Raw genomic sequence first — 21,109 nt, forward strand, 5'->3', positions numbered from 1 at the left:
TTTATCTTACAACTTGAAGAAATACCTGCGCTTTATTTTCAAAATCCCGAGTGTTTTAGCCCAAGTTGTTTCCCTAAGACAAGGGAAATACAGCTTTTTACAAAAATACTCCTTCACGACTTAAAAAAGTTGAGTTTTAAGCAAACCTAATATTACAATTTAGCATATTTCTTTAAAAACAAACCTCGCTTAAAAAGGCTTAAACGAGGTCAAATATTTTAAATTTTTATAAAAATTGGAGTTGTGCAACAGTTACCCATGTTGTAGGCTGGCGTTTACATTTTATAGTTTGTTCTTGTTAAAGATTTTTACTAAAGCATAGTCCTTGTCAAAATCATCTACTGTTAGTGTTGATTTCAGATTACAACCACTTGAAGTATATGATACAGGTGGATTGTTAAATCGTTCGCTTTTTCTATAAAAGCAATTTTGTTTTTTAACTACTACAAAAAAGGCATTGTTATCAAAGTCTTCTTTTGAAACAGTTTCACCCAATGAGAATGGTATTGTTTTAGTATGGGAAAAATCATTGCCATAGTCCGCATAATTTCCTAAATATGCACCATAGTCTCTCCATCTTTGAAATCTATAATCCATTGTTCCTTCAAGTGTTAAGTTACCATTTGAAACTTTGTATATAGCAACAGGTGGAAGCTCTGGATCTTTTATTTCTGAAGAAATAGAAATTTTTGATAGAATATATATTTCGCCCCTTTCAGCATTTCTTCCCCACGATTCATCTGAGTAATGGTCAAAATTAAAGCGTTGTCCAGTGCTGACAGAAGTAAATTTTACGGTTATATCTCCAACAGTTACAGAAGAATTTTCTTTTAGAATTTTGAAACCTAATGTTCTTTTTCGTTCTTCTGCTTCTTTTTTCTCTTTTTCTTCTTTTTCGATATTAGCAATTAGAGTCTTTGCTTTTTGGGCTTCTTCTGTTTCGGTAAATTTTTCAATTAATGCATTGAACTCTTTTTTTGCATTTACAATGTCATTTTTTGATAGAAACTGTTGTCCATTAGAAAGCCTCACTTGTGGTGTGTTTTGTAAATCTTCAACAGTTTTTTTGCATTCGGTTAATTCCGCTTTGAGTTTGTCGTAATCAGACTGTTTAACTTCGTTGTTACAACTTACAGTCAGCAATGCAACTGCAATGGTAAAGTAAATTTTGTTCATACATTGGATTGTTTAATTATTCACTCAATTTCTGTGAGGTGTCGGTTTACGCTTGCCTACAACTCTCAAATATACGCAACTTTCTATAAAACCAAATAAAAAGTTAAAATAAACATTACTTGTTGTAAATAAGCTAATTAATCATGATAATTAATTGCGTATTTAGAATTGTTTGTGGATTTTTTTTGTATGATTTTAAATTCAAATAAAGTTTTATGTTAACAAATAAGAGTATTCCTGAAATTATAATTGGCCATAAAAACATATAAAAATCGAGTGGATTTTCTTTTATATTTTTTTAGACTATCAAACATATTTTTCCAACCTTGAGTTCCAGTCAATATTGAAATGAAAGTAAAATATCCTACGATACTTAAAAATAGAACTAATATTTTTAGTCATAATTTTGATTTAAGTTTCGTGAAAATCAGCTATATCCTCAATTCGTACTTGCAGCTTACTCCCTACTTAAAGGCAGGATAAAGGCAAGATGAAGGCAACATAGTGGCAGTAGAGAGGCAGTAAAGTGTATACAATACTTTTTTTGGACGGTTTATAGTTTAAAAAAAGGAAACTCATTGCGCGCGAGGTTTGTATTTTCGCAACAAGGCATGATTAGGCGGTGACGATTTGCTGAATCAAGCAAATGGGCAGCGGCTACTTTTGGGTTATGAACTCGGGAAAGGTTTCGCGAAGCGAAATAAATTAGTAAAAAAAAAGAAGGAAAACATCACTATTTTCCTTCTAACTATTGTTTAATGGGTATTTTTAATGCGGTCCATTTCCGTTTTTATTCTTTTCTAAATCGGTATTCCAAATTTTGATTTTATCTGATTTGTTAAGACCTGATTTCACTTGTACATTTACTCCATCTGTAATTCCTAATGTAATGTATTTTTTCTCGTACTTCGCATCTTGTCCTTTGCCAGAAGTTAGAATTTCGACATACGGCTTTTGGTTTTCATCATAGCGCACATGAGCAGATTTTACCAACAAAACATTTTTTGCTTCCTGCGTGACTACCTCAGCATTTGCAGAGTAACCTGCACGAATAAAATTATTAGAATCCAATTGTACTGGCGCTTTGATTTCGAACTGCACTACTCCATTATTCGCTACTCCTTGAGGCGAAATAAAATCTAAGATTGCTGTAAACGTTTTATTTGGAATTGCCCCAATCGACACGTTAATTTTCATGCCTTCTTTTAGTTTCCCCACCTCCGCTTCGTCAACTTTTCCTTCGAAAATCATTTTCTTAACATCTGCCATTGTAGCGATCGTCGTTCCTGTAGAGAAATTATTGATTTCTTGAACCATATTTCCTACCTCAACAGGAATGTCGAGAATCATTCCAGAAGTTGTTGCTAAAATACGTGTCGTCGCATACGCTTCCAAACCTGGAGCAATACCTGTTTGTGCGACTTTATAATCATTTTCAGCAGCTTTTAATTGTTGTTGAGCTGACTTATAAATTGCATTTGCATTGTCGTAATCGGCGCGAGGTAAAACACCTTGATTATATAAAGTAGATGTTCGATTGAAATTACGACGTTCCTGATCGACTGTAATCTGTGCAGCTTGAATAGCCTGACGCGCCGCATTTAGCGATTGAACATTTGGGACAACTTTTAGTTCGCAAATTAATTGTCCTTTTTCTACATATTGACCTTCGGATACATTGATTGATTTTATAACCCCCGAAATATTGGGTTTAATTTCTATCGTTTCTAACGGTTTCACTTCGCCTGTTGCAACAGCTTTTACTTCGATATTTCCCATAAAAGGCGTTGTTGTTTCATAAACTTCGTTGTCTTGGCTATTCTTTTTACCGAAATACGCAATCACACCGATTACAGCACCGATAAAAATGACAATCATCAAAATCTTTAGAATTTTTTTCATTCTTTTCTATTTGTTAAGTTTTAGTTATTCGTCTCTTAAAGCATCAATTGGCTTGATTTGTATTGCGCGTTGTGCAGGAATTAATCCCGCCAAAGTTGCCATAACAACCATAACAGCTAAAGCTGTAAATAAGGTAATCAAATCGATTGAGGCATTATATAAAGGTATGTTTTTATTGGATGGAATGATCACTTCGTTAAGAACCATTAATAATAATGCAGCAAAAATAATTCCGCCTAATCCTGCAATTAAAGTCAACACAACAGATTCTAATAAAATTTGACCTCGAATTTGAGCTGGAATTGCACCTAAAGCTCTTCGAATTCCGAATTCTTTTGTACGCTCTGAAACCGTAATCAATAGAATACTTGCAATTGCAATAACACCGGAAAAAAGAGTCATTCCGCCTACAACGATTGCTAAAAATTGCATTCCTTTTACAAACTTCATAATTTTACCCAGCATTTCACCTAAATTAAAACCACCTATTCCTTGATCATCTTCGGGTGCAATGTTTTTGATTTGTTTGAGAAACGTTTTCAATTCTTTTTCAAAAGCTACAATATTATAATTATTGGGTAAACTCAAGCTCAAATATTGAATTATTTCTCCTTGATTGTATATTTTTTGGAATGTTGTAAATGGAATAAATACCTGATCTTTGCTTTCTACGGGTGAAGAAGGCGTGTCGTAAACCCCTACAATTGTGTAATAACTATCACTTATACGAATTGATTTTCCCAAAGGATGTGCGTTTTTTCCGAAGAATTGTTCGGCAACTTCTATTCCAATAACACAAATTTTAGCTTCAGTTTTGATATCATCTTCGTTGATAAAGCGACCTTGAATGATGTCTTTTCCAAACATTCGGTTTTGATCTGGATAATCTCCATTAACCGTGTAAAAATTATATTTTGTTCCGTAAGTTAATATTGAACTTGGTTTCGAGTTTCGAGGAGCTAACAACGAAATTTGAGGAAATCGGGCCTGAATTTGTCGAACGTCACTCATTTTCAATTCAATTGTGCGTCCTTTCTGAAAACCTTGGTACGGCATTGAAGTAGTACCTCCCCAAACAAATAAAGAGTTGGTTGCGGCATTTGCCAAATTGCGATCAAAACCATTTTGTAAACCACGTGTCACTCCTAACAAAAGAACAAACAAGAACATTCCCCAAGCTACACCTATCATCGTCAAAATAGTGCGCAACTTATTTTTGCGAATCGCCGCGTAGACTTCGCTCCAAGCATCTGGATCAAAAACAAATTTTACAAAGTTCATTATTCGTCTCTTAAAGCATCAATTGGTTTTATACGTGCTGCATTCAAAGCTGGAATTAATCCAGAAACTGTTCCTGCAACAAACAAAATAATACAAGCCATTACCAACGAATTGGTTTCAACACCTGGATTATAAATAAAATATTCTTCTAAACTATCGCCAATATTCTCTACTAATAAAGCAGCAAAAGCAATTCCTATGGCTCCAAAAATAAGTGTAATTATAATAGCTTCTTGCAAAATAAGCGACAAAACATTGGCTGGTGTTGCACCTAAAGCCTTGCGAACACCAATTTCTTTGGTACGTTCTTTTACGCTAAACACCATTATGTTTCCGATACTTACAATTCCTGCAATTAAACTTCCTCCTCCAATTATAAAGACAATTATTGTTAAGATTACAAAAAACTGATTGGTATCTTCCATTGTTTCGGCAGCGTTACGCACCCACATACCACCATAATCTGAAGGCGCAACATTGTGTCGAGCTCTCATATTATATTCGATTGCATTTGCTAATTTAGAAATATCAGTCAAGGACATGCCATCTTTTGGCGTTACAATAATAGATGAAACCTTATCTGTCGCATAAATTGTTCTGAATGTTGTGAATGGTGCATACAACGCTCGTTCGGCATTATCGCCACCATCTTTACTTTCGAAAACACCTACAATTTGGTACATGCTCGCTCCTATTTGTAAGTATTTACCAATCGCAATTTGATTGGGATAAAAGTCTTGTGCAACTAATCGTCCTACTACAATAGATTTGGTCTGATTGTCCATATCTTTTTGATTGATAAATCGACCAAGAGTTACTTTTTCATTGATCATTCCCTCATAAGCAGGATAAACTCCAGTAATCGAATAACTACCAGAATTGGCTTCGTTTCGAATCGTATCTACTTTGGCAATTGTACTTACAACTGATTTGATTTCTTCAGGATAAGAATGTTGAATAAAATTGAAGTCTTTGACATCCAACTCAATTTTTCGTCCTTGCTTAAATCCCTTATAAGGTTCTGTTGTTGTTCCTCCGTTAATAGTTATATTTAACGAATTTGCCTGAAAAAATTCTTGTTGAAAACCATTTTGCAAACCATTTCCCAATCCATACAAGGTAATAAACACAAAAAGCGCCAAAGCAATTGTCAATCCAGACAATGCTGTACGCAATTTATTACTTGCAATAGACGACCAAATTTCTCGCCAACGGTCTGTATCAAACATATTCTATATTTACGATTTTTGATTTAAAATTTCCGAAATTTGAAACTCGAAAATCATTAAACTCTTATTTGTTCTACATGTTCATCGCTCACGATAACACCATCTTTTAGACGAACAATACGTTTGCACATATTCGCAATATCGTCTTCGTGCGTTACCATCACAATTGTTTTTCCTTCGTCATTAATTTCTTGAATTAGATGCATGACTTCTTGTGAAGTTTTGGTATCCAACGCTCCCGTAGGCTCATCGGCTAATAACAATTTAGGTTTTGCTGCCAAAGCTCGTGCTATTGCCACACGCTGCTTTTGTCCTCCCGAGAGTTCGTTAGGCATATGAGAAGCCCAAGGCTCCAATCCTACTCTTTCGAGGTAACTAAGTGCTATTTTATTTCGGTCTGAACGTTTTACTTTTTGATAATACAGCGGTAAGGCTACGTTCTCCAATACATTTTTGAAACTAATTAAGTTATAGGATTGAAAAATAAAACCTAAGAATTTGTTCCGATAATTAGCCGCTTTTGTCTCGTTTAATTTTTCAATTCTAACACCATCCAGTTCATAAACACCTGTATCATGTTCATCCAACATTCCAATGATATTCAATAAAGTTGATTTACCCGAACCCGAAGATCCCATAATCGCAACAAACTCGCCTTCCGCTATTTCAAGGTTGATTCCTTTTAATACGTGAAGTTTATTTTTCCCCATTATGTAGGATTTATTTAAATCTCGAATAGATATCATAGATTGTTGTAAAATTTCAATAAAGATAACAGATAAGTCGAAATTATTGGAAAAATGTTACACTCACTTTTGAAGAATTCTGTTGAATAGATTTAATCTTAGCTGTATCGAATTAAATCGTTAAGTAATTTTGAAGTATAACATCAACTAAAAAACTCTCAAAACCTAAGGTTTTGAGAGTTTATATTTTTAAACAGGATCTACATCTACATCAATTCGTACCGAACGAAAAGCTGCAATTGTATGCAATTGATCTATTTTTGATTGAATTAAATCTTTTACTTTTTGAGGCGATTGATTTGGTCGAATTTTAATCATCACATCTGTAATATATAAATTATTGATTCGTCCAATCGACGGCGCTTCTGGTCCAAGCAAACATTTAGTCTCGAAACTTGGTTGAAGTAAAGTAACCAATTGAGCTGCTGTTTTATCTAATCGTTCTTTATTTTTATGTTTAAAACGAAGTTTGATTAAGCGTGCATAAGGAGGATACAAAAACTCTTTGCGTTCGTACAAAATATCCTTCATCGTTGGCGCATAACTATACGTTGTGACATTTTGCAAAATCTGATGTTCGGGCTGAAAAGATTGAATCAATACTTTCCCTTGTTCTTGTCTTCTCCCTGCTCGTCCAGAAACTTGCGTCAACAATTGAAATGCTTTTTCATGTGCTCTAAAATCAGGGAAATTCAACAAAGAATCGGCTCGAATAACACCAACAAAATTCACATTTCCAAAATCAAACCCTTTAGTAATCATTTGTGTACCGATCAAAATATCAATTTCTTTGTTTTCAAAATCTTCAATTAATTTTTCGTAGGCAAACTTTCCTCTCATCGCATCTACATCCATTCTTCTGACCTTGGCTTCTGGAAAAATAGCCTGTACTTGATGTTCTATTTGTTCTGTACCAATACCTTTTGTATTCAATTCATGCGAACCACAACTTGGACAACGCAATGGCTTAGCTTGAGCATAACCACAATAATGACATTTTAATTGATTTGAGAATTTATGATAAGTTAAACTCACATCACAATTCGAACATTCGGGTGTATGACCACAGGTATTACATTCCATAATCGGTGCATATCCACGACGATTCTGAAACAGAATGACTTGTTTCTTTAGGTTTAATTGCTCAAAAATTTCGTCTCGAAGTGTGTGCGAAATATCTTCTGTTATTTCCTTTTCTTTTTGTGCTTTTTTTAGATCAATCAAATTAATTTCTGGCAATTGTATATTTCCAAAACGCTCTTTTAACTCAACATAACCATATTTATTTTGTTTTGCATTAAAATAACTTTCAGCAGAAGGCGTAGCAGAACCTAATAAGATTTTCGCATTCATCATTCCTCCTAACAACATCGCCATATCGCGTGCATGAAAAAAAGGTTTAACATCCATTTGTTTGTAAGAAGATTCGTGTTCTTCGTCTACGATAATCATTCCCAAATGATCAAAAGGTAGATACAGCGCAGTTCGCGGACCGATAATAATGTCAAAATCTCCATTCAAGGTTTTTTGCCACAATTCGACACGTTCATTTTGATTAAATTTAGAATGATAAACCCCTACCTTTTCACCAAAATGTTTTTTGATACGATGAACAATTTGCGTGGTAACAGAAATTTCAGGCAATAAATACAACACCTTATTTCCTTTTGCAATCACTTGCTCCATCAATTTGAGGTAAATTTCCGTTTTACCGCTTGACGTTACACCATGCAACAAAACAGTGGATTTTTCTCTAAAATATTCTTTAATTTGGTTTAAAGCTTCAGTTTGTTTCAACGTTAATTCCGCAATCGCAGCAACATCTTTTTCTTCTTCTTCTACGCGAGATGTTTGATGCTGATAAATCTCAACAGCTCCTTTCTCTGCCAACGATTTCAACACTGCATTTGTAGCACCTTGTTTTACAAAATCAGCAACTTTGAGCGGTTTTTCTTGCAATTGCGTTTCTAACGTAATTAATTGTAACAAGGTTTCACGTTGTTTTGGTGCTTTATTTAATTGACTTAAAATTTCGATAAAAGCCGTTTCATTTCCTTTTAAATTGGGATGTAATCTGACATAATTATCAATTTTTGGTGTATACTTTTCGTTCAGTTTTTCATCTAACCGAATAATTCCTTTATCAATTAATAATTTAAGTGTAGGAATAGCAGATTTCTCATCTACAATCAAAGCTGCTTCTTCAACCGAAATAATTTCTCGAAGTTTCAATGCTTCGAAAACCAAGAATTCGTAATCATTTAATTCTTCAATCGTTTCGTAATTGGGATTAATCAATCGAACAAATGTTTGGGATTCTAATTTTAACGCTGAAGGAAAGGCATTCCGAAAAACATCTCCCAATGAGCACATATAATAATTCGACATCCATTCCCAAAACTTTATCTGTGTTTGCGTAACCAAAGGTTCGTCATCCAAAAAAGCATGAATTGATTTTGTTTTGTATAATTCTGGCGCATTTTGATGAACAGAATGTACAACACCTGTATACAGCTTTTGGGTTCCAAAAGGTACAGAAACACGCTGACCAATCTTAATTTGCTGTACATCTGATTCGGAAAGATGGTAAGTAAAAGTCCCATTCAACGATAGTGGTAAAATAATTTCAGCAAAATAAGTTATGTTCATTTTATACGATTAAAAGGGCAAGTTAAGCATTTTTTTTCTCAGAAATTAAGATTATAAAAGCATAAACTTTTACAAACTATTATCATTTCATTTTCAGTTTGTTTGGATAAATAATTATATAAAATGAGCTATAAATTTGAATTGAAAATTTTATCTTTAAGAATAATAAATTCTTTAAAATATGAAATCACTTTTCACTTTAGCAACTCTTTCTACCTTCATACTTTTTTCTTGTAGCACAACTGTTACACACGATCGCTTATTTACAGGAGAAATTGTTAGAGATTGTACAGGAACTTACATTCGTATAGATAATAAAGTGGATTATTTGGTTTGCAATGCTGAAATACTTTCAGAAAAAAAAGAAGGTGAAAGTGTAAGTGTTATTTATGATTTTGAAAAAACATGTGATGAGCTCGATAATAAAGCGACATGTATGATGTATCACGAACACAAAGGAAAAATTAGAATTAAGAAAAAATAGATTGAATAAAAAAATCCACTCGTTTGAGTGGATTTTTATTTATAATAAATTTCGATTATTTCGATTTTTTACGACGTTCTAATTCTTTTTCAATCAACATCAATTCTCGTCCAGTTTGTCCAGCAACAGAGGTATTTTCTTGTGCACGACGAACCAAGTATGGCATCACTTCTTTGATTGGTCCGTAAGGTAAATATTTTGCAATATTATAACCTAAATGAGCCAAGTTAAACGAAATATTATCACTCATTCCGAATAATTGTCCAAACCAGAAATTAGGATTATTTTTCTCGATTCCATTTTCGTTCATTAATTTAATCAACAATTCGCAACTTTCTTCGTTGTGCGAACCTGCAAATAAACCAAAACGCTCATGATGCGTTGTTATAAATTCTAAAGCTAAGTTATAATCTCTGTCTGATGCTTCCTTGTTTGGTTGAATTGGAGATGGATAACCTTCTGCTTGCGCACGTGCACGTTCTTTTTCCATATAAGCTCCACGAACAATTTTAAATCCTAAGAAATAACCTTCACGTTCAGCTTTTGCATACATCTCTTTCAAATAAGCCAAACGGTCGTGACGATACATTTGCAATGTATTCCAAACCAATGCACGTTTTGTGTTGTATTTCACCATCATTTCGTCAGTCAAATCATCTGCAGAACCTTGCATCCAAGTTTCCTCTGCATCAATCATGATATTAACATCTAAATCAAATCCTTTTTGACAAACTGCTTCGAAACGTTGACGAATATTTGCCCAAGATTTTTCTTCTTCAGCTGTTAATGTTTGTTTTTTTCCTACTTTTTCAAATAATTCGATTCGTCCAAATGCTGTAGGTTTAAAAACTACAAATGGAATTGAAGGATTTGATTTTGCCAAATCAACTAAATGTAACATCACGTCACGAACTTCGTCAAATTGTTTTTCTTCTGTTAATCCTTCAATCGAGTAATCTAAAATAGAACTTACATGGTATTTAAATAATTCATTTGCTACAACCACACCTTGCTCTGCTGTTTCGCCTCCTACAAATTGTTTGTAAATTGTTTCGCGAATGGCAGGTTTAACGAATGGTAAATCTACGGCAAATGGTAAATTAAAAAACTTAGTTCCAAAACTTGTTAATGCGGGGCTTCCGATTAATTTGTATAAGTAATAGGCTTTCTTTAAATCTTTGTCAGATTTCGATTCGAAAGCAAACTGTGTATTGTCGAATAATGACATGTGAGTTAATTATTTTTTGTGTTATATAACTTTACAAATTTATAATTAAAACCTGATTAAAATAAAAAAACCTACAAGAAATTCTTGTAGGTTTTTGATATATTTTAATGGTATAAAATAGTTTCCTATTCTTATCCTTTTTTAGCATATTTGCTTCTGAATTTGTCGATACGTCCTGCAGTATCAACTAATTTAGATTTACCTGTGTAAAATGGGTGAGATGTAGAAGAAATCTCCATTTTGATTAATGGGTACTCTACTCCGTCAACAACTAATGTATCTCTAGTATCTGCACAAGATTTTGTGATGAACACTTCTTCGTTAGACATATCTTTGAATGCTACTAAACGGTAATTTGTTGGGTGGATATCTTTTTTCATTTTTTTAATCTTCTTTGTTAACTTTATTGGAGTGCAAAGATAATATTATTTTGAGAATGTTGCAATCAATTTGACTGAAAAAACATTTAAAACAATACGTTAAGCAAATTTAATTTCGAGTGTAATGGGCTTCTTAAAATTAAACCTGCACTTCTTGTACACATTTTTTTCGTGGTGCAAATATAAACATTTTCGTTATTTGTACAAATATTTTTCTCAGATTCTCTCTATAAAAATCTAATTTTTATCTTTGTCTTATAAACAATAAATTACCGCATTTGTTGTTTAACTATTATCAATGAATCATTAATTCTATGAATGTAAAAACATTTGTCGCTGGACTTGGTATCGCTTCTTTGATTGGTTTTCAATCGTGTCGCGATGATTTTGACTATGATCCAATTAGTTCTGAATTGCGCTATAGCAAAGATACTGTTTCCGTAGACACCGTATATAATTTCTCGAAATCAGAGACATATCTCTTAAAAATTTATAACCCGGAAAATGATGATCGCGTGATTCCGAAAATTTATTTGACACGTGGAGATCAATCATTTTTTAATATTAATGTTGACGGAAAAGCAGGAACAAGTTTCGAAAATGTTCCTATCCGTAAAAAAGATAGTTTATTTATTTTCGTTGAAGTTAATGCACAAGAAGCTCCTCAAAATCCATTATACGATGATGAAATTAATTTCGAAACATCTAATTCTTCGAAAAAGATTAAATTATTATCGTGGATAGAAAAAGCTAAAATTCACCCGAAAGATGCTACGATTTCTTCTGCTAATTGGAATGTAAATGAAGCGCAAGTGATTGATGGAAATTTAACTGTTACCAGCGATTTAACAATTGACAAAGGTGCGAAAGTATATTTCAAAAAAGGTGCAAGTTTAACGATTGGTAACAGCGCGAAACTTATGGTAAATGGTGCTTTGAATGAGGAAGTAAAATTCCGTTCGGCTCGTCATGACAACAAATATGATTCGATTCCTGATCAATGGAATAAAATAGAATTAGCGCCAAATAGTACGTCAAAAATTAATTATGCTAAAATTATTGGTGCCGATACTGGTTTACATGTGAACAATGCGAAATTAGAGATTAGTAATGCGAAGATTGTTAATAATCAATCGTACGGAATTTTAGCTACAAATGCCACAATTACTGGTCATAATTTGGTTATGAACAACAGTAATTTAGCAACTTTAGCTATAGAATATGGTGGATCATACGAATTTTATCATTCAACATTTGCTAATTATTTCAATTTTGCAACTGCGGCCGGACCAGCTTATTCACTTTTCTTGAGTAACGAAAACAATGATAAAAATGTTTCGGCTTTAACAAAAGCGACTTTTGGAAACTGTATTTTTTATAATGAACGTACACCAAATGCAATCGTATTAGATAAAAAAGATGGTGCTCCATTTAATTATTTATTCGATACCAATATTATTCATAATTCGGATACCTCAACATTAAATGTAACAACTGCTCCAAATTTCTTGGACAATATTACATTAAACCCAATGTTTGAAAACACTGATTATAATGCCAATAAACTATGGCTAAAAGCCGAATCTCCTGCAAAGAATAAAGGAAAAGTTAGTTTTGCACAACAATTTCCGTTAGATTATAATGGTCAACCACGAGGAACGACTCCTACGATTGGGGCATATCAATAAAATTAAAAAGCTCAATCATAATTTGATTGAGCTTTTTTTATGAACTATAATTCATTTAAATAAATCTAAATTCGATTACTTTTTTCTCTAACTAATACGCCTACAACACCTAAAATAATCACCTCATCACTTTCTTGTATTTGTACACAATTTTTATAGCTCGCGTTAAGAGCAACTAATTTATTATTGACTTTATCAAAACGTTTCAAGGTATAATCATCATGATTGACTGATACAATTATATCATCATTATGCAAGGGAATCAAGTCTGTTCGAATCACCAAAATATCATTTTTTTGATAAATAGGATACATCGAATCTCCACCAACCACAATCAAAAAAGTAGATTCTGGATGCGTTAAATAACGTTCGTCCAAACTTATTTTATCGTTTACAAAATCTTCTGCAGGCGAAGGAAAACCTGCATTTACTTGACCAAAATTTGGAATATAATATTTTTCACCTTCCGTATTGATTTCAAAAACATTTAATTCTTTATCTATTATTTTTATGTCTTGCTTCATTTTTTATAGTTTAATAAACAACTAATAAATCCTTCCATTTTGTGGTATAACAAGGAGACAATTTATTTTGACGCATTTTCCATGTTTTATTCAAATCCTGCGAAGCTAACTTTATTTTTGAGGCACCAAACTTCTTGTTCATCGTATCAATTGCTTTCATCAAATTAGGATGATGTTGATTTTCTTCTTCAAAAAGTGACAATTGTTTTTGATCCGAAGAAACAATTCCCGAAACCACTACTCCAGCCTTTTTGTACTCGTATCCTTCTTTATAAATTTGTTCAAAAACCTTTATTGCAAACTTAGACAAGGTAATACTCGAATTGGATTCATAAGGCAATTGACACGAAATAGAACGATAATATTGTGGTTTATTTTTATCAAAATTATTGGTCTGAATGAATACTGTAATCAAATTACAAGATGATTTCTGTTTACGAAGTTTTTCTGCACACGAAACAGCAAAAGTCGAAACACGCTCTTTCACATATTCAAAATCGCTGGTATATTCTTCGAAGCTACGTGTTGTTGCAATACTTTTTTTGGCTGAAACGGTTTCTAAATCTAAAACAGCTTCTCCTAATAAATCTTTTTTCAGACGTAAACCAACAATCGAAAATTCTTTTCGAAGAAAATCATCTTTTAATTGTACAAAATCGAGTGCTTTTTTAACACCTATCCACCTCAATCGTCGAGACATTCGTCGACCAATTCCCCATACATCTTCTATATCTAACCATTTCAGTGCTTTGTAAATTTGTTCTTGCGTTTTGATTACATACACACCTTGGTGAATTTCTGGAAATTTTTTCGCAATATGATTGGCTAATTTTGCCAATGATTTTGTTGGTGCAATTCCAACACAAACGGGTAATTTGGTAAACTGATATATTTTAGATTTGATTTCTAATCCGTAATTTTTCAAATCAAAACGATTAAATCCTTCTAATTTTAGAAAACATTCATCGATCGAATAAATCTCATAATCAGGTGAATACGTCGATAAAATTGACATCACTCGATTGCTCATATCCGCATATAATTGATAATTAGACGAAAAAACCTCTATCTTTTTTTGTTCAAAAATTCGTTTAAATTGATGTGCAGGTGCTCCCATTGGAATCCCCTCTAACTTCGCTTCTGCAGAACGCGAAATGACACAACCATCATTATTAGACAAAACAACTATAGGCTGATGAAGAAGTTTCGGTTGAAATACACGATGACAACTGGCATAAAAATTATTACAATCAATTAAAGCGAACATGCTGCAAAGTTGAGAAGATTAAACGCCACATCGTGTCATCGAAAATGTTAATTTAATAAAAAATAAAGCCACTCCAATTGAAGTGACTTTTCAGTTATTTCATTTTATATTTTTTGCGCAATTCTTTTATCACAACCTCTGGTTCGTAAACGGTTTGATATTTTAATGGTTTATTGTTTTTGAAATATTGTACTTTCAACCATGTATCGTTAGTATCTAACTTCGTGTAACTGTTACTTTTTTCTAAAATTTTTTCATTTACAGTGCTCAATACAGCAAAATAATCAAAGTTATTTCGTTGTCCTATTTCCGCTGCTCTTAACAAAGCATAATCAAATGTTCTTCCTTTTTTATTGTACTCATTTCCATCAAATGTTACAATATACGTATCATTATTCACCTTTTCTTCGGTGTAACCTCCTGTTCCATTATATTTTTGGTATGCAACAGCTTTGCTGTTATTACAGCTTGCTAAAGTCAATACAAAAACTCCAGCACATAAAATTTGAGTTATTCTTTTCATATTAAATTAAATTGGTAAAAAGAGCTTTAACAAAAGTTGTTCCTTTTACAACTAATTTTAAGAAATCTAAATATTTTCTTAACAAATTATTTTTTAATAAATGACATTCATTTCATATTCCCTTTTAAAGTCATTAAATTCAAAACATTAACATTCTTTTCTCGACCACTTATTTAACATTCTATTAACTCATTGATTCTAATAAAAATCATTTAAGTTATAATGCTTTATCTGATAAACTCGCCTATTTTTGTAAATCAATTATAAGTAATGAGTAAATTAGAAAAATATCTATTTTCTACCAGAACCATGACGCTCTTGCTGTTTATCTACGCAATCGCTATGGGGTATGCCACTTTCATTGAAAATGACTACGATACGGCTACTGCAAAAGCTGTTATTTACGAGGCAAAGTGGTTTGAGGTTTTAATGATTTGGTTAATCGTACTGTTCTTAATGAACATCAAACGATACAGATTATGGTCAAAGGAAAAATTGCCATTATTGGTTTTCCACTTAGCATTTTTGTTTATTTTCATTGGAGGAGGAATTACTCGCTACATCAGTTTCGAGGGTGAAATGCCTATTCCAGAAGGAGGTACAAGCAACGAAATTACATCATACAAATCTTATTTCAAGATGATGGTTGATGACGGAACACAACGTTTGGCGTACGACAATCATCAATACAATATGACGTATTTTGATCGAAAAGACAGCACAAACTCTTTGTTATACAGACAATTTGAAGGTGAATACCAGTTCAAAGACAAAGTAATCAAACTACGCACATTTGATTTTGTTCCACATGCTTTGGATACAATTGTAAGAAGAAAAGACGGGATTAACGTTTTGGAAATTGTTACAGTTGGTCAAGGTGGACGTAATTCAGTTTTTATTCGTAATGGTGAAATCAAAAGCGTTAACGGAACACTTGTCGCATACAACCGTCCACAAGATGGCGCTGTACAAATTACAGGTGAAGGAGAAAATTTGACTATCAAATCTCCTTTCGAAGGTGATTATATACAAATGGCTGGTCAAGAGATTGGACAAGTAACAGACATGCAAAAATTGCAAGAAGGCGCTGGTAAAGTTGAATTTAATGTTGCTGCTCCATTAAAATTGCGTTCGTTATATACCATTAACGATGCTCAGTTTGTGATTCCAAACCCTTCGTTCAAAGGAGAAGTTTTATACAGACAAGGTTCTAAATTTAAAGCAGACGAAAAAAATCTTCCTGGCGCTATTAGAGCAGAAGTGATTGTTGGTGACAAACGTGATACAGTAACTATTGTTGGAGGAAAAGGTGTTTCGAATTACTCTGCAGATGTCCAAATTGACGGAATGAATATTTCGTTAGGATATGGTTCTAAGATGGTAAAAGTTCCGTTTAGTATTCGTTTAGATGACTTTATTTTAGATCGTTATCCTGGTTCTACCAATCCATCTTCTTTCGAATCTAATATTACAGTTATCGATGAAGGAAAAGAAACAAAACATCACATTTATATGAACAATGTAATGGATTATAAAGGTTATCGTTTTTTCCAATCAAGCTATTTCCCTACAGAGGACGGAACAATTTTATCTGTTAACCAAGACTGGTGGGGAACTAATATTACTTACTTAGGTTATTTTATGTTATTTGGAGGAATGTTTGTTTCTTTATTCTGGAAAGGAACTCGTTTCTTACAGTTAAACTCTTTATTAAAAAGTTTACACACGAAAAAAACAACTATTTTACTTCCGTTCTTTTTATTGTCTGGATTAGCTTTTGCTCAAAATCCTACAACGACTGATGGAAATAAAGCAACGCACCAAAAAATAACAACTGAACCTGATCAAAATGTACATTCTCCAGAACATATCGTAAACTTCTCTTCGGAGATGGCTAATGGCGATGAGTTGGCGAAAGGAGTTAAAATTCCAGATGAACATGCTGACAAATTTGGTCATTTACTAATTCAAGATATCGAAGGACGTATAAAACCTGTGAATACACAGTCGTTAGAAATTCTTCGTAAAGTCTATAAAAAAGATAAATTTCACGGTTTATCTGCTGACAAATGGTTTATCTCTTTACAATTAGACCCTTCTTATTGGGTGAATGCACCTATGATTAAAGTTGGTTCTAAAGGAGGAGATCAATTAGCGAAAATAACAAATGCGAATGCTGATGGTTATACATCGTTAATGAATTTGATTGATCCTAAAACAACTCGTTTCAAATTAGACAAAGCCTATAACGAAGCGTTCTCAAGAAAACCTTCTGAGCGTTCAAAATTTGATGAAGAAGTTATTTCGGTAACAGAACGTTTCAATATTTTAGATCAAACAGCAAAAGGGTATCAGTTAAAAATCATTCCTGTACAAAATGATCCATCAGAACGTTGGACTTCTTGGATTTATCAGACACAAGAAAATCCTGTCGAAATTGATACAATGGCACTTGGAATGGTGAGTGTATATTTTAACATGGTATCAAAAGGTATCGAAAATGGTGATTGGACACCTGCTGATAATGCAGTTGATTACATTGATAAATACCAACACAAATGGGGGAAAAATGTTGTTCCTTCTGCAACAAAAGTTGAAATCGAAGTATTATACAACAAATACAATGTGTTCTTTTGGGTGATGGTTGCTTATGCAACTGTTGGTGGAATTTTAATGATTTTATCATTCATTCAATTATTCTCAGAAAGCAAAGCATTACACCGAATCATCAACGTTTGTTTAGGATTATTGTTAGTCATCTTTATAGGACAAGCAATAGGACTGGGTGTTCGTTGGTACTTAACAGGACACGCACCATGGTCGAACGGATACGAAGCCATTGTATTTATCTCTTGGGTGAGTGTATTGGCTGGACTATTATTATACAAAAACCGAAATGCATTTATTCCAACTACAGGAGCTATGGTTGCTGTAATTATGATGGGGTTTGCGCACGGAGGTTCTATGTTAGATCCACAAATTACACCATTGGTACCTGTACTTAAATCGTATTGGTTAATTGTACACGTTGCAATTATTGTTTCGTCTTATGGTTTCTTTGGATTGAGTGCAATTTTAGGCGTTTTCTCGTTAATTATTATGATGATTAAACCAAACAAGAAGATTGAAATTTCGTTAAAAGAAATGACTTACGTTTCTGAAATGTCTTTAACAATCGGTATTTACCTACTTACTGTCGGAACATTTTTAGGTGGTATGTGGGCTAATGAATCTTGGGGACGCTATTGGTCTTGGGATCCAAAAGAAACTTGGGCTTTCGTTTCGGTAATTATTTATGCAGTCGTTCTACATATGCGTTTAGTACCAGGTTTAAGAGGAAAATACGCGTTTAACGTTGCTGCGATGTGGGCGATTTGGTCAGTTGTTATGACGTATTTCGGTGTTAACTATTACCTGTCAGGTTTACACTCTTATGCAGCTGGAGATCCAATTCCAATTCCATTTTGGGTTCCTGCAACAGCAGTTGGAATGTTAGTGTTAACACTTGCAGCGTGGTACCTACAAAACAAAGTGTATCATATCAAAACAAAAGAATAAATTTATTCAATTATAATTTCAAAAAAGCTCATCTAAAGATGAGCTTTTTTGTTTTCTAAATGTTTTTTCTCGCTGCCTACGACTCGCATATAAAATGAAAACACAATTCTGAGAATTATTCAGATTTATATTTTCCCCTTATCAATAAATTCGATCTAACTTTTTATCAGTTAACAAGAAGCTTCTTATTACAAAAAAGGAAGCTTCTCGTTTAATAAAAAGAAAGCGCATTGTTACACTACTCTACTTTACCCCTCTTTTCATGCTTGCATTTCAGAAGACAAACCTTCTTAAATTGGTTCTTTGTTAAGTTCAGAAAAAAATGGTTGTTGCAGCGCATTCCATATCTTGATACAAAAGAAAAAGACAACCCAAAAAATTCGGATTGCCTTTTAACTTGAAAAATATTTAAAAGAATTGTTTCTATTTAAAATCAGCTTCTGTAACGTTCTTATTTACTTCTACTGTATCAATTGTAATTTTAGTTGTTTGAGGTCCAGCTTCTGTTGTCATTTCAGAAGGCAACAAGACACCATCAAAAGATTTATAACCTTTATTTATTGTCGTTGCGACCATCTCACCTTGAGGAGATTTCATTACTTGTTCAGACTTCATCAATAAACCAGTTTTTACATCATAATAATCTGTACGAGAAATTTCTGCAGCAACAACTTTGTAATATTCAACTCCGTTTTCAGAAACGATTCCTTCTACTTTAGCAGTTTTATATCCTTCCGATAAAGGAGCAAATAAAGAGTTTGTTTTCTTTAAAGGAGCTGTCATTTCAGCTGGTAAATCAATTTTCTGACCAACATTATAAAAACCTTTTTCTCCATCAAAAGCTTGAGTAACATTCATTCCGCCAAGACTCATTACAGTCAACGTTTTATTTGGTGCTAAATCTTTTTTAGTATAATCACCGCTCATTCCCATTGTTTCAATTTTCCCTTTTTGAACCAATGATTTTACAGCTTTTACTTTATCCGCTCCACCAATCGCTTTCAAATAATTATCTGTAATTTGAGTTATTGTAGTTGTTGTCGATTTTGCTCCAGAGGTTGGTTTATCTATTTTATTACCATAAGAATCGTAATATGTTACAGGATAACCCAATTTTTCTAAAGCGGGTGCGATTTGTTCTAACTTTCCAGTTACATTAATTTTCGCTTGATCAGGACGGAAATATTTTTTCGAAACACGTAACACATCATCTACTGTAACTGCGTTTATATTTTTGATATAATCGGCATAAAAGTTATCCGATAATTGATTCGTCTTTTTCGTTAAAGCTTGACCTGCAACAGTTGAAGGACTTTCTAATGTCAAAATAAAGTTTCCTAAGAATTTCGATTTTACATCTTCCAACATTTGTTGATCGATTTTATTTACCGTCATTCCTTTAATCTCTTTCATCGTTTCGACAATAGCAGAATCTGTTACTTCGTTACGAACAGTTGCATTTGTATTGAAACGACCGATATAGCGAGAATCAGAAACTCCTCCACGTGCACCGTATGTCCAACCGTGTGCTTCACGAAGATTCATGTTTAATTTTGAGTTGAAATCTCCTCCTAAAATAGAAGAAGCAATTAATGAAGCGTAATAATCAGGGTCTTTCTTCGTCAATTGAACTGGATAAGATACCGATACAACAGACTGAACTGCATTTGGCATATTAATCGCATTTAACTCTGTTTTTGTTACTTCGTCTACTTTAGGAAAAGCAGGAATATTTAATTGTCCAGCTTTCCACGATTTGAAGTTTTTATCGACTAATGCTTTTACATCTTTTGTTGAAATATCTCCAACAACGATTAAATAAGCATTATTTGGTTTGTAGTAGGTATTGTAGTAATCCTTTACGTCTTGCAACGTTATTTTTTCGATTTGTTCTGGTGTATCAAACTCAGAGAAAGGATTGTTTTTTCCGTAAACTAAAATATTAGAAACGCGAGAAGCTGCACTTTCTACAGATTTCTCATTCGCTTTTAAACCTTCGATGTAACGTTTTTTAACATCTGCAAATTCGCTTTCAGTAAAATTTGGATTTAAAGCACCGTCTGCCATATAACCAAAAATCTCGTTAAAATATTTTGTCAAAGAACTTGCCGAAGCACCTTCTTCCCAAAAGTTAACACGAGCACCTAAAAACTCAATTCTTTTATTGAATTCATCTTTCGATTTCGAAACTGTTCCTGTTCCTAACATCTCACTCAATAAAGATTCTGCACCTTTCTTAGCACCTAATGCAAAAGGTGGATTATCAATTGTTAATGTCGCAGAAACGCGAGGTAATTTGTGATTCTCTACAACGATAACCGTTAAACCATTTTTTAGTTTAAATTCGTTTGATTTCCCTAAGTTAACCGTAGGCGCTGGACCTGGTTTAGGCATAGGGATTTGAACTTGAGCATTTACGCTAACTGCCATAAAAGCAATCGCAAGAGATAATATCTTTGTTTTCATAATTCAGT

The 21,109-nt window shown here is 33.2% G+C and carries 15 protein-coding genes; 3 read left to right on the forward strand and 12 right to left on the reverse strand.

From position 1 onward, the window contains the following. Nucleotides 1-282 precede the first annotated feature (282 nt). The 6 genes from HX088_RS06305 to priA all read right to left on the reverse strand — a co-directional run bounded on the left by HX088_RS06305 (nucleotide 283) and on the right by priA (nucleotide 8,983). Nucleotides 283-1,176, reverse strand: a complete 894-nt coding sequence (locus tag HX088_RS06305; protein ID WP_286483695.1) for a hypothetical protein — start codon at nucleotides 1,174-1,176, stop codon at nucleotides 283-285. A gap of 768 nt (nucleotides 1,177-1,944) precedes the next feature. Beyond that, on the reverse strand, nucleotides 1,945-3,078 hold the full coding sequence (locus HX088_RS06310) for an efflux RND transporter periplasmic adaptor subunit (RefSeq protein ID WP_286483696.1): 1,134 nt from the start codon (nucleotides 3,076-3,078) through the stop codon (nucleotides 1,945-1,947). A 24-nt stretch (nucleotides 3,079-3,102) separates the two neighbouring features. Continuing rightward, on the reverse strand, nucleotides 3,103-4,359 hold the full coding sequence (locus HX088_RS06315) for an ABC transporter permease (protein WP_286483697.1): 1,257 nt from the start codon (nucleotides 4,357-4,359) through the stop codon (nucleotides 3,103-3,105). Continuing rightward, a complete protein-coding gene (locus tag HX088_RS06320) occupies nucleotides 4,359-5,588 on the reverse strand; it encodes an ABC transporter permease (RefSeq protein WP_260542492.1) in 1,230 nt (409 codons plus the stop codon). The genes HX088_RS06315 and HX088_RS06320 overlap by 1 nt, the downstream gene beginning before the upstream one ends. A gap of 56 nt (nucleotides 5,589-5,644) precedes the next feature. Next, the gene (locus HX088_RS06325; RefSeq protein WP_286483698.1) at nucleotides 5,645-6,334 is read right to left on the reverse strand and encodes an ABC transporter ATP-binding protein; all 690 of its coding nucleotides are present in this window, start codon (nucleotides 6,332-6,334) and stop codon (nucleotides 5,645-5,647) included. A gap of 189 nt (nucleotides 6,335-6,523) precedes the next feature. Continuing rightward, nucleotides 6,524-8,983, reverse strand: coding sequence for a replication restart helicase PriA (gene priA, locus HX088_RS06330; protein ID WP_286483699.1), 2,460 nt, complete (start codon nucleotides 8,981-8,983; stop codon nucleotides 6,524-6,526). Between the two features lie 181 nt (nucleotides 8,984-9,164). Between priA and HX088_RS06335 the strand changes: the two genes are divergently transcribed. Continuing rightward, nucleotides 9,165-9,467, forward strand: a complete 303-nt coding sequence (locus tag HX088_RS06335; RefSeq protein ID WP_171623680.1) for a hypothetical protein — start codon at nucleotides 9,165-9,167, stop codon at nucleotides 9,465-9,467. Nucleotides 9,468-9,522: 55 nt separating this feature from the next. On the opposite strand, the gene HX088_RS06340 is transcribed toward HX088_RS06335, so the two are convergent. Together HX088_RS06340 and HX088_RS06345 are read right to left on the reverse strand one after the other, a co-directional pair. Beyond that, the gene (locus HX088_RS06340; protein ID WP_286483700.1) at nucleotides 9,523-10,695 is read right to left on the reverse strand and encodes a proline dehydrogenase family protein; all 1,173 of its coding nucleotides are present in this window, start codon (nucleotides 10,693-10,695) and stop codon (nucleotides 9,523-9,525) included. 131 nt (nucleotides 10,696-10,826) lie between these two features. Further along, entirely contained in the window at nucleotides 10,827-11,075 is a 249-nt protein-coding gene (locus tag HX088_RS06345) for a type B 50S ribosomal protein L31 (protein ID WP_286483701.1), read from the reverse strand. A 314-nt stretch (nucleotides 11,076-11,389) separates the two neighbouring features. On the opposite strand from HX088_RS06345, the gene HX088_RS06350 reads away from it, so the two are divergent. Then, the gene (locus HX088_RS06350) at nucleotides 11,390-12,763 is read left to right on the forward strand and encodes a hypothetical protein (RefSeq protein WP_284583401.1); all 1,374 of its coding nucleotides are present in this window, start codon (nucleotides 11,390-11,392) and stop codon (nucleotides 12,761-12,763) included. A 65-nt stretch (nucleotides 12,764-12,828) separates the two neighbouring features. On the opposite strand, the gene HX088_RS06355 is transcribed toward HX088_RS06350, so the two are convergent. The 3 genes from HX088_RS06355 to HX088_RS06365 form a co-directional block, all read right to left on the reverse strand. After that, a complete protein-coding gene (locus HX088_RS06355; protein WP_171623684.1) occupies nucleotides 12,829-13,287 on the reverse strand; it encodes a LexA family protein in 459 nt (152 codons plus the stop codon). Nucleotides 13,288-13,297: 10 nt separating this feature from the next. Further along, entirely contained in the window at nucleotides 13,298-14,554 is a 1,257-nt protein-coding gene (locus tag HX088_RS06360; RefSeq protein ID WP_260542483.1) for a Y-family DNA polymerase, read from the reverse strand. Between the two features lie 94 nt (nucleotides 14,555-14,648). Further along, nucleotides 14,649-15,077: a CC0125/CC1285 family lipoprotein gene (locus HX088_RS06365; protein WP_286483702.1), complete on the reverse strand. Its 429-nt coding sequence runs from the start codon at nucleotides 15,075-15,077 to the stop codon at nucleotides 14,649-14,651. Nucleotides 15,078-15,347: 270 nt separating this feature from the next. On the opposite strand from HX088_RS06365, the gene HX088_RS06370 reads away from it, so the two are divergent. Next, nucleotides 15,348-18,635, forward strand: a complete 3,288-nt coding sequence (locus HX088_RS06370) for a cytochrome c biogenesis protein (RefSeq protein ID WP_286483703.1) — start codon at nucleotides 15,348-15,350, stop codon at nucleotides 18,633-18,635. A 423-nt stretch (nucleotides 18,636-19,058) separates the two neighbouring features. Here the strand turns inward: HX088_RS06370 and HX088_RS06375 are convergent, their stop codons facing one another. After that, entirely contained in the window at nucleotides 19,059-21,101 is a 2,043-nt protein-coding gene (locus HX088_RS06375; RefSeq protein ID WP_286483704.1) for an insulinase family protein, read from the reverse strand. Nucleotides 21,102-21,109: the final 8 nt, after the last annotated feature.

Origin of the sequence: Empedobacter sp. 225-1 (genome assembly GCF_030328185.1) — a bacterium.
GTDB lineage: Bacteria > Bacteroidota > Bacteroidia > Flavobacteriales > Weeksellaceae > Empedobacter > Empedobacter stercoris.